This is a genomic window from Actinocrinis sp., from assembly GCF_035653575.1.
Taxonomy (GTDB): Bacteria; Actinomycetota; Actinomycetes; order Streptomycetales; family Catenulisporaceae; genus Actinocrinis.
Genome location: NZ_DASRBQ010000090.1, coordinates 22,140 through 30,372 on the forward strand (window position 1 = coordinate 22,140; position 8,233 = coordinate 30,372).

Consider the following 8,233-nt stretch of genomic DNA (forward strand, 5'->3'; position numbering starts at 1 on the left):
CGCGATCACCGGGCCCGGCTCGGACCCGGATCGCTCCGCGTGCACCGCGACGGGCGGATCGGTGCTCACCGACCCCACGCCTTTCCCTGCCACGACTTCCTCGTTACTTGCCGGTGGCTTGTGCGAGCGCGGCCTGCAGAGCCTGCAGTTGGGCGACCTGCCACTGCTCGAAGGTGTCACCCGCGGGCGCGAGGGTCTCGGTGACCGTGGTCACCGGGATGCCCGCCGCCTTGGCCTCCGCGACCTGTGCGGCGATGTCCGGGGTGGAGTTCTGCGAGTTGTACACGTACACCTTGATCGCCTTCGACTTGATCTGCTGGTCGATCGTGCTCTTGTCGGCTGCGGTCGGGTCGTTGCCCTCGCTGATGTCCTTGAGGAAGGAGTACGGGGTGAGCATCTTCAGCCCCAGCGTGTCGGCCAGCGGCGAGACGATCGACTCCGACGCGCCGATCGGCGTGCCCGCGTACTTGCTCTTGACGTCCGATTCCAGCTGGTTGTACTGAGCGAGGGTCTGATTCTCGAAGGTGCTCTTCCGCGTGTCGAAGTAGGAGGCGTCGGCCGGGTCAGCCTTCTTGTACGCCGCGGTGATCGCGTCGATCACCTGGTAGACGCTGGCGTGCGAGTACCACTGGTGCGGGTTGTCCCCGGCCTTGAGGCCCACCACGTCCCCGACGGTGAGCACCGTGCGGGAGGAGTTCGGGTTGGCGGCCACCAGCTTCGGCGCCCAGGAGGAGTCGTAGCCGATCCCGTTCTGGATGAAGATCTGCGCCGCGGCGATGGTGCGCGCGTCGGCGGGGGTGGCCTCGTAGTCGTGCGGGTCGGTGTCCGGGTTGGTGATGATCGAGGTCTCGGTCACGTGCGTGCCGCCCAGCTGCGCGGCGATCGATCCCCAGAAGTTCTCCGCCGCCACCACCGCGATCTTCGTGCTCGAAGCTGAGCCGGAGCCGGAACTGTTCGCGCTCGCGGCGGCCGGAGCGGTGGTGGAGCACCCCGCCAGCATGGCGGCGGCGACCCCCGCCGCCGCGCCGCCCGCGACCGCGCGCTTGGTGATACTCCGCATCCCGCATCCCTCAAATGAATATGAACATCGTTTTCAAGTCTTGTCGGGGAGAGCATATGAAAATCGTTTCGCTTAGGCAAGGGGTCGAGGTCCTCCATCACCCGAAGCGGCCGATAACCTGCCGCATGGCGGCGACCGCGGAGCGTCGGCGCTGTCCGGTCGGCCGCGGGGCGTCGCGCTGCTTCGGCCCCAGCGGCGCATGGGTCATGGGATCGAGGAGGGGAGGCGCGGGTGCGGGTCGGCGCGTTCCTGCTGGCTGGACAGTTCCCGGGACAGGATCATGGAACGGTGTTGGAGCGGACCGTAGCCGCGGCCGTCGCGGCCGAGGATGCAGGCTTCGACGACGTGTGGATCGCCGAGCACCACTTCATGACCTACGGGGTGTGCCCCTCGGCGATCACCTGGGCCGGCTACGTGCTGGGGCGCACCCGCCGCATTGAGGTGGGCACCGCCGTGAGCGTGCTGTCCACCGTCCATCCCGTGGCGTTCGGCGAACAGGCCGCGCTGCTCGACCAGCTCTCCGGCGGCAGATTCCGCCTCGGGATCGGACGCGGCGGTCCCTGGGTGGACCTGGAGGTGTTCGGCACCGGGCGCGAGCGGATCGAGGACGAGGGCTTCGCCGCGTCGCTCGACCTGCTGTTGCGCTGGCTGACCAGGGACTCGGTGGCCGGTGATGGCGGCCTGTTCCCGTTCCGCGAGGTCGCGGTTGTGCCGCGGCCAGCCACCCGTCCACGCCTGCCGGTGGTGCTGGCCTGCACCTCGCCGCGGTCGGCCGCGCTGGCGGCGGCGCGCGGGCTGTCGATGCTGCTGGGGATGAACATCTCCGACAGTCAGAAGGCCGAGCTGGTCGCCGACTACACCGCCACGGCGCAGCGTGCGGGACACGATCCGGACGGGGCGCGGCATGTGTTCGCCGCGCTCGCCCACGTCGCCGACACTCGGCAGGAGGCGCTGGCCACGCTGCGCGCGGCGATGCCGCCCTGGCTCGGGCCCGGCCTGGCTGGCTTCCAGGCCTTGGACGGCCAACCGCGCCGGTACAGCGACCCGCTCGAATACACGGAACTGCTGTGCTCGCTCAATCCGATTGGAAGCCCCGACGAGTGCGTCGCGCACCTGCGACGCACCCAGCGGCGCACGGGCATCGACCACGCCATCCTCATGGTCGATGCCTGCGGGGACCGGAAGGCGACGCTGGCTAACATCGCCAGATTGGGCGCCGAGGTCCTACCACACCTTCAAAGCTCCCGAGAAGCGTCCGCGGGAGCGCTCGACGCGGCGGGGTAGGCGGTGGACCGGCCCCGGCGGCGGGTGAGGGCTGCAAGCGCGCGGGCAAGCAGGTAGCAAAGCGGCGGCGAGAGTGCCGACGAAGAAGCCGATAGGCCAGTTCGTCTGGTAGGACAGGGCGATCGCCGACCAGATCGTGGCCAGGGCGAGTGCGGCGGACAGGGCCAGGGCCGAGGCGGGGTGTCGTCACGGCGCGGGCGGCGGCGGGCGGGCCGACCATGGCGCCCAGGCGCCACCCGGTTCGGGCAGATCGTCCAGCTGCGCGGCTCGCCCCGCCGAGCGATGTCGCCACCGCCAGACCGAGCGCGCATCATCCAGTTCCCGGGTCAGCCTGCTGGGCGGAACCACGATGACGGCGCAGCCGGCGTGGGCGAGGCAATACTGCGGCGGCGAGCCGTAATAGGCGCGGTGCAATCGTCCGCGGCGGGCACGGCCGACCACGAGCAGATCGCTGTCCCGGTCAGCCATCGCGGCCAGCACCTCGCCAGGCCGGCCGCGCACGACCATGGGCAGGGTCGGCAGGTCCTGCGGCGGCCCGCCGAGAGCCTCGTCGAACGCGGTCAGCAGCCGCTTCTCGGCGGCATCGGCCCATGCGTCCATCAGGAACGGCGGATAACGCCGGCCCGCGGAATCCCCGCCTGGCGGCTCCCACGCAATCACCGGCATGAGGGTGACACCGAGAGCACGCGCGTGGCCGACGGCGAAGCGCAGCGCCTGCAGGCTCCCGGGAGTGCCGTGCACGCCGACGACGACGCGTCCGATCAGATGGGACACGGCCGCTCCCTCTCACCTCGGCCTTTGTATCCAGTTCACCCCAGCACGCCGCACTTGGCCGGGACCGGTTTCTCACGCCGTTTCAACGCCGCGCCCAGCAGCTCTAACGGCTTTCTGACGCGCGGCGCTCAGCGCTCGAACCCTGATCACCGGCTGAGTCATCACGGGTGGATCACGGGCCGGTGACGCGACGCCGACGCGATGTCAGACCGGCGTGGAGTTTGCGTGGGCGGGCGTTTGAAACGCGTGAGCAACCAGCTCATCCGGCTCAAAAGGCGCTTACATCGAGACGGCCCCGGACCGGGGCCGATCGCAATCCATCGCCCTATGCAAGGAGCCTGCCGTGGCCGACGTCCTGTCCGTCGTGCTGATCGTCGCGGTGTTCGCCGTACTCGCCCTCGTGGTCAAGGGGGTCGAGCGCCTTGAGCGCTGACAACGTCATCGGCCTGGTCGTCGCCGTCGCGCTGACCGTCTACCTGGTCGTCGCGCTCGTGAAGCCGGAGAAGTTCTGATGCCCGAGAACGAGCGAAGCGAGATCGACGGCTCAGAGACAAACACAGCGATGCCCGAGAACGAGCGCAGCGAGATCGACGGCTCAGAAAGGGCGCAGTGACATGTCCGTGGCTACCGCCGGCTGGCTGCAAGCCGGACTGCTCATACTCGCCCTGGCGATCTCCTACCGCCCGCTGGGCGACTACGTGGCGCACATCCTCACCTCGCCTAAGCACTGGCGGGTCGAGAAGTTCCTCTACCGCCTGATCGGCGTCGACGGCGACGCCGATCAAACCTGGCCGGTCTACATCCGCTCGGTGCTGGCGATCTCCGTTGTGGGCGTGCTGCTGCTCTACCTGATCCTCAGGCTCCAGGCGCACCTGATGATGTCGCTGGGCATGCCCGCGATGCAGGCGAACCTCGCCTACAACACCGCCTCGTCGTTCGTGACCAACACCAACTGGCAGAACTACTCGGGCGAGAACACCCTCGGCTACACCGCGCAGTTCGCTGGCCTGGCCGTGCAGAACTTCATCTCCGCGGCCGTCGGTATCTGCGTGGTCGCGACCCTGATCCGCGGGTTCGTGCGCAAGCAGACCGACCGGGTCGGCAACTTCTGGGTGGACCTCACCCGCCTGAACCTGCGGCTGCTGCTGCCGTTCTCGTTCCTGCTGGCGATCGTCTTGGTCGCGTCCGGCGTGGTGCAGTCCCTGGCCGACCCGCACACCATCACCACGATCACAGGCGGGCATCAGACCCTGTACACCGGCGCGACGGCCTCGCAGGAGGCGATCAAGGAACTGGGCACCAACGGCGGCGGCGTCTTCAACGCCAACTCGGCGCACCCATTCGAGAACCCGAATGCGTGGACGGATTGGCTCGAGATCTACATGCTGCTGGTGATCTCCTTCTCCTTGCCGCGCACCTTCGGCAAGATGGTCGGCTCGCAGAAGCAGGGCTACGCGATCGTCTCGGTGATGGCCATCCTGTGGGCCGGTTCGGCCGTGATCTCCACCTGGATGGAGGTGCGCGGCTGGGGCGCGGCGGCGAAGCTGGCTGGCGGCGCGATGGAGGGCAAGGAGGTTCGCTTCGGCATTCCGGCCTCGGCGCTATTTGAGACCTCGACGACGCTGACCTCGACCGGCGCGGTCAACTCCATGCACGATTCGTTCACCCCGCTCGGCGGCGGGATGGCGCTGGTCAACATGATGCTCGGGGAGATCGCGCCAGGCGGTACCGGATCAGGGCTCTACGGCATGCTGATCCTCGCCATCGTGACTGTGTTCATCGCGGGCCTCATGGTCGGGCGCACCCCGGAGTATCTGGGCAAGAAGATCCGCCCGGCCGAGATGAAGTACGCGGCGCTCTACATCCTGGCCACCCCGGCCGTCGCGCTCGTCTTCACCGGCATCGCCATGGCCACGCCCACCGCGCGCAACTCGATGAACAACTCCGGACCACACGGTCTGACCGAAGTGCTCTACGCGTTCACGTCGATGGCCAATAACAACGGCTCGGCCTTCGCGGGCCTGAACGGCAACACACAGTTCTGGAACCTGATGGGCGGGCTCGCGATGACCCTCGGCCGGTTCCTGCCGATGATCTTCGTCGGGGCGCTGGCCGGCTCCCTTGCCAAGCAGAAGCAGACCCCTGCCTCCGCCGGCACGCTCGTCACCTACAAGCCGCTGTTCGTCGGCATGTTGCTCGGTGTCGTGCTGATCGTCGTGGGGCTCACCTACTTCCCGGCGCTCGCGCTGGGCCCGCTCGCTGAAGGACTCTCGTAATGGCCGTCACCACACCCACCGCACCGCCGACGCAGCAGCAGCCGCCGGCCGAGCGCCGGATCGGCGGAGGGTTCCTTGACCCGAAGATGCTGTGGACCTCGCTACCGGACGCGCTCAAGAAGCTGGACCCGCGCGTCCAACTGCGCAACCCGGTCATGTTCGTGGTCGAAATCGGCTCGCTACTGACCACGTACTCCGCGATCGCCCATCCGTCGATCTTCGCGTGGGCGATCACCGTGTGGCTCTGGCTGACGGTCGTGTTCGCGAACCTGGCCGAGGCCGTCGCGGAGGGCCGCGGCAAGGCGCAGGCCGCGACCTTGCGCAAGACCAAGACCCACACGGTCGCCCGGCGCCTGGCCTCCTGGAGCTCCGGTAACGCCGGACCCGACACCGAGATCCCGGCCACCGAGCTCAGGCTCGGCGACTATGTCGTGGTGGAGGCCGGGCAGATCATCCCCGGTGACGGCGATGTGGTCGAGGGCGTGGCCTCGGTAGACGAGTCCGCGATCACCGGTGAATCAGCCCCCGTCATCCGCGAGTCCGGCGGCGACCGCTCGGCCGTCACCGGCGGAACCAGGGTGCTCTCAGACCGGATCGTGGTGAAGATCACCACGAAGCCCGGCGAGACGTTCATCGACCGGATGATCGCGCTGGTCGAGGGCGCGGCGCGGCAGAAGACGCCGAACGAGATCGCGCTGAACATCCTGCTGGCCTCGCTGACCATCGTGTTCCTGCTCGCGGTGGTCACGCTGCAGCCGCTGGCGTTCTACTCCGGTGCCCCGCAGTCGCTGGTGATTCTGGTCGCCCTGGTGGTGGCACTGATCCCGACCACGATCGGCGCGCTGCTGTCGGCGATCGGCATCGCGGGCATGGACCGCCTCGTGCAGCGCAACGTGCTGGCGATGTCCGGGCGCGCGGTGGAGGCGGCCGGTGACGTCAACACCCTGCTGCTGGACAAGACCGGCACCATCACCCTGGGGAACCGGCAGGCGAGCGAGTTCACCCCGATCCAGGGCGTGAGCGTCGAGGAGTTGGCCGACGCCGCGCAGCTTTCCTCCCTCGCCGACGAGACGCCCGAGGGCCGCTCGATCGTGGTGCTGGCCAAGGAGACCTACGGCCTGCGCGGCCGCGAGGTGCACGACGCGACCTTCGTCGAGTTCACCGCGCAGACCCGCATGTCAGGCATCGACCTGCCCGACGGCCGCCGGGTGCGTAAGGGCGCTGCGACCGCGGTGATGAAGTGGGTGCGGGACCACGGTGAGCACCCCACCGACGAAGTGGGGCACATCGTCGACGCGATCTCCGCCTCGGGCGGAACCCCGCTGGTCGTCGCCGAGGTCGTAGATGGCAACGCCAGGGCGCTCGGGGTGATCCACCTCAAAGACATCGTCAAGGACGGCATCCGCGAACGCTTCGCCGAACTGCGCCGCATGGGCATCAAGACCGTCATGATCACCGGCGACAACCCGTTGACCGCCAAGGCGATCGCGGACGAAGCAGGGGTCGACGACTTCCTGGCCGAGGCCACGCCCGAGGACAAGATGGCCCTGATCAAGAAGGAGCAAGAGGGCGGCAAGCTGGTCGCGATGACCGGCGACGGCACCAATGACGCCCCCGCGCTCGCGCAGGCCGACGTCGGCGTGGCGATGAACACCGGAACCTCGGCCGCCAAGGAGGCCGGGAACATGGTGGACCTGGATTCCAACCCCACCAAGCTGATCGAGATCGTGGAGATCGGCAAGCAGCTGCTGATTACCCGAGGCGCGCTGACCACCTTCTCCATCGCCAACGACGTGGCCAAGTACTTCGCCATGCTGCCGGCGATGTTCGCCGGGGTCTTCCCGGGCCTGGGCAAACTCAACATCCTGCATCTGCACAGCCCGCAGTCCGCGATCACCTCGGCGATCATCTTCAACGCCCTGATCATCATAGGGCTGATTCCCCTCGCGCTGCGCGGCGTGCGCTACACCCCCTCCTCCGCCTCCGCGTTGCTGCGCCGCAACCTGTGGATCTACGGGTTCGGCGGCCTGATCATCCCGTTCATCGGCATCAAGCTGCTCGACCTGGTCATCCAGTACCTGCCCGGAATGGGACGCTAATCATGAACCGTCTTCCCGCACCGATCCTGCGGCACTTTGCCGCGTTGCGCGCGATGCTCGTCTTCACGGTCATCTGCGGCATCGCCTACCCGCTGATCGTCACTGGGGTCGCCCAAGCGGCGTTCAGCAAGCAGGCCAACGGCTCCCTGATCACGAACGGCAAGGGGCAGACCGTCGGCTCCAAGCTGCTGTGCCAGGAGTTCGTGGACGCCAAGGGCAACCCGCTGCCGCAATACTTCCAGCCTCGCCCCTCGGACGCCGTGCCGTCCGGATCGGCCGGCGACTACGGCTGCGACCCGGCCCAGTCCGGCGGCAGCAACCTCGGCACCAACAGCGACAAGCTCGTCAAGCTGATGGCGGCGAATCAGCAGACGATGTCCTCGTTCGACTCGGTCGGCGACTATCGCGTCTCGCCCAACCAGGTTGCCGTGGACGCTGTCACCGCGTCCGCCTCCGGCCTGGATCCGGATATCAGCCCACTGAACGCCGCGCAGCAGGAACACCGGATCGCCGCCACTCGCGGCATCCCGCTCGCTCAGGTCGACGCGCTGGTCAAGAAGTACACCGGCGGCCGCGACCTCGGCTTCCTTGGCGAACCCGGAGTCAACGTCCTGCAACTGAACATCGCGCTGGACACGCAGTACCCGTACTCGGGCAAGTAAGACAAGAGCAGTCACCGGTTGCCGCAGGCGTGCCCGCGCCCGCGGCAACCGCAGAGGTGAGGACCGGCGGCGTATGCG

7 protein-coding genes are annotated in these 8,233 nt (G+C 68.1%); 5 read left to right on the forward strand and 2 right to left on the reverse strand.

All coding sequences use genetic code 11. The annotated features are described in order from the left end of the window. Window positions 1-103: 103 nt before the first annotated feature. A complete protein-coding gene (locus tag VFA06_RS13020) occupies window positions 104-1,060 on the reverse strand; it encodes a metal ABC transporter solute-binding protein, Zn/Mn family (protein WP_324840783.1) in 957 nt (318 codons plus the stop codon). Window positions 1,061-1,291: 231 nt separating this feature from the next. On the opposite strand from VFA06_RS13020, the gene VFA06_RS13025 reads away from it, so the two are divergent. Next, window positions 1,292-2,344, forward strand: a complete 1,053-nt coding sequence (locus VFA06_RS13025; protein WP_324840784.1) for an LLM class flavin-dependent oxidoreductase — start codon at window positions 1,292-1,294, stop codon at window positions 2,342-2,344. Between the two features lie 186 nt (window positions 2,345-2,530). Here the strand turns inward: VFA06_RS13025 and VFA06_RS13030 are convergent, their stop codons facing one another. Next, window positions 2,531-3,118: a universal stress protein gene (locus tag VFA06_RS13030; RefSeq protein ID WP_324840785.1), complete on the reverse strand. Its 588-nt coding sequence runs from the start codon at window positions 3,116-3,118 to the stop codon at window positions 2,531-2,533. A 422-nt stretch (window positions 3,119-3,540) separates the two neighbouring features. Between VFA06_RS13030 and kdpF the strand changes: the two genes are divergently transcribed. From kdpF to kdpC, 4 genes are all read left to right on the forward strand, one after another. Continuing rightward, window positions 3,541-3,630 carry a K(+)-transporting ATPase subunit F gene (gene kdpF, locus VFA06_RS13035; RefSeq protein WP_324840786.1) on the forward strand — a complete coding sequence of 30 codons (90 nt, stop codon included), beginning with the start codon at window positions 3,541-3,543 and terminating at the stop codon, window positions 3,628-3,630. Window positions 3,631-3,732: 102 nt separating this feature from the next. After that, on the forward strand, window positions 3,733-5,394 hold the full coding sequence (gene kdpA / locus VFA06_RS13040; protein ID WP_324840787.1) for a potassium-transporting ATPase subunit KdpA: 1,662 nt from the start codon (window positions 3,733-3,735) through the stop codon (window positions 5,392-5,394). After that, complete coding sequence (gene kdpB / locus VFA06_RS13045) at window positions 5,394-7,493, forward strand: potassium-transporting ATPase subunit KdpB (RefSeq protein ID WP_324840788.1); 2,100 nt, start codon at window positions 5,394-5,396, stop codon at window positions 7,491-7,493. The genes kdpA and kdpB overlap by 1 nt, the downstream gene beginning before the upstream one ends. Before the next feature lie 2 nt (window positions 7,494-7,495). Then, the gene (gene kdpC, locus VFA06_RS13050; protein WP_324840789.1) at window positions 7,496-8,155 is read left to right on the forward strand and encodes a K(+)-transporting ATPase subunit C; all 660 of its coding nucleotides are present in this window, start codon (window positions 7,496-7,498) and stop codon (window positions 8,153-8,155) included. The last annotated feature ends 78 nt before the right edge of the window (window positions 8,156-8,233 follow it).

Bases quoted from the DNA above. Each gene is read 5' to 3' on its own strand.
- VFA06_RS13020 (WP_324840783.1), bottom strand. From the start codon at position 1,060: ATGCGGAGTATCACCAAGCGCGCGGTCGCGGGCGGCGCGGCGGCGGGG.
- kdpA (WP_324840787.1), top strand. From the start codon at position 3,733: ATGTCCGTGGCTACCGCCGGCTGGCTGCAAGCCGGACTGCTCATACTC.
- kdpB (WP_324840788.1), top strand. From the start codon at position 5,394: ATGGCCGTCACCACACCCACCGCACCGCCGACGCAGCAGCAGCCGCCG.
- kdpC (WP_324840789.1), top strand. From the start codon at position 7,496: ATGAACCGTCTTCCCGCACCGATCCTGCGGCACTTTGCCGCGTTGCGC.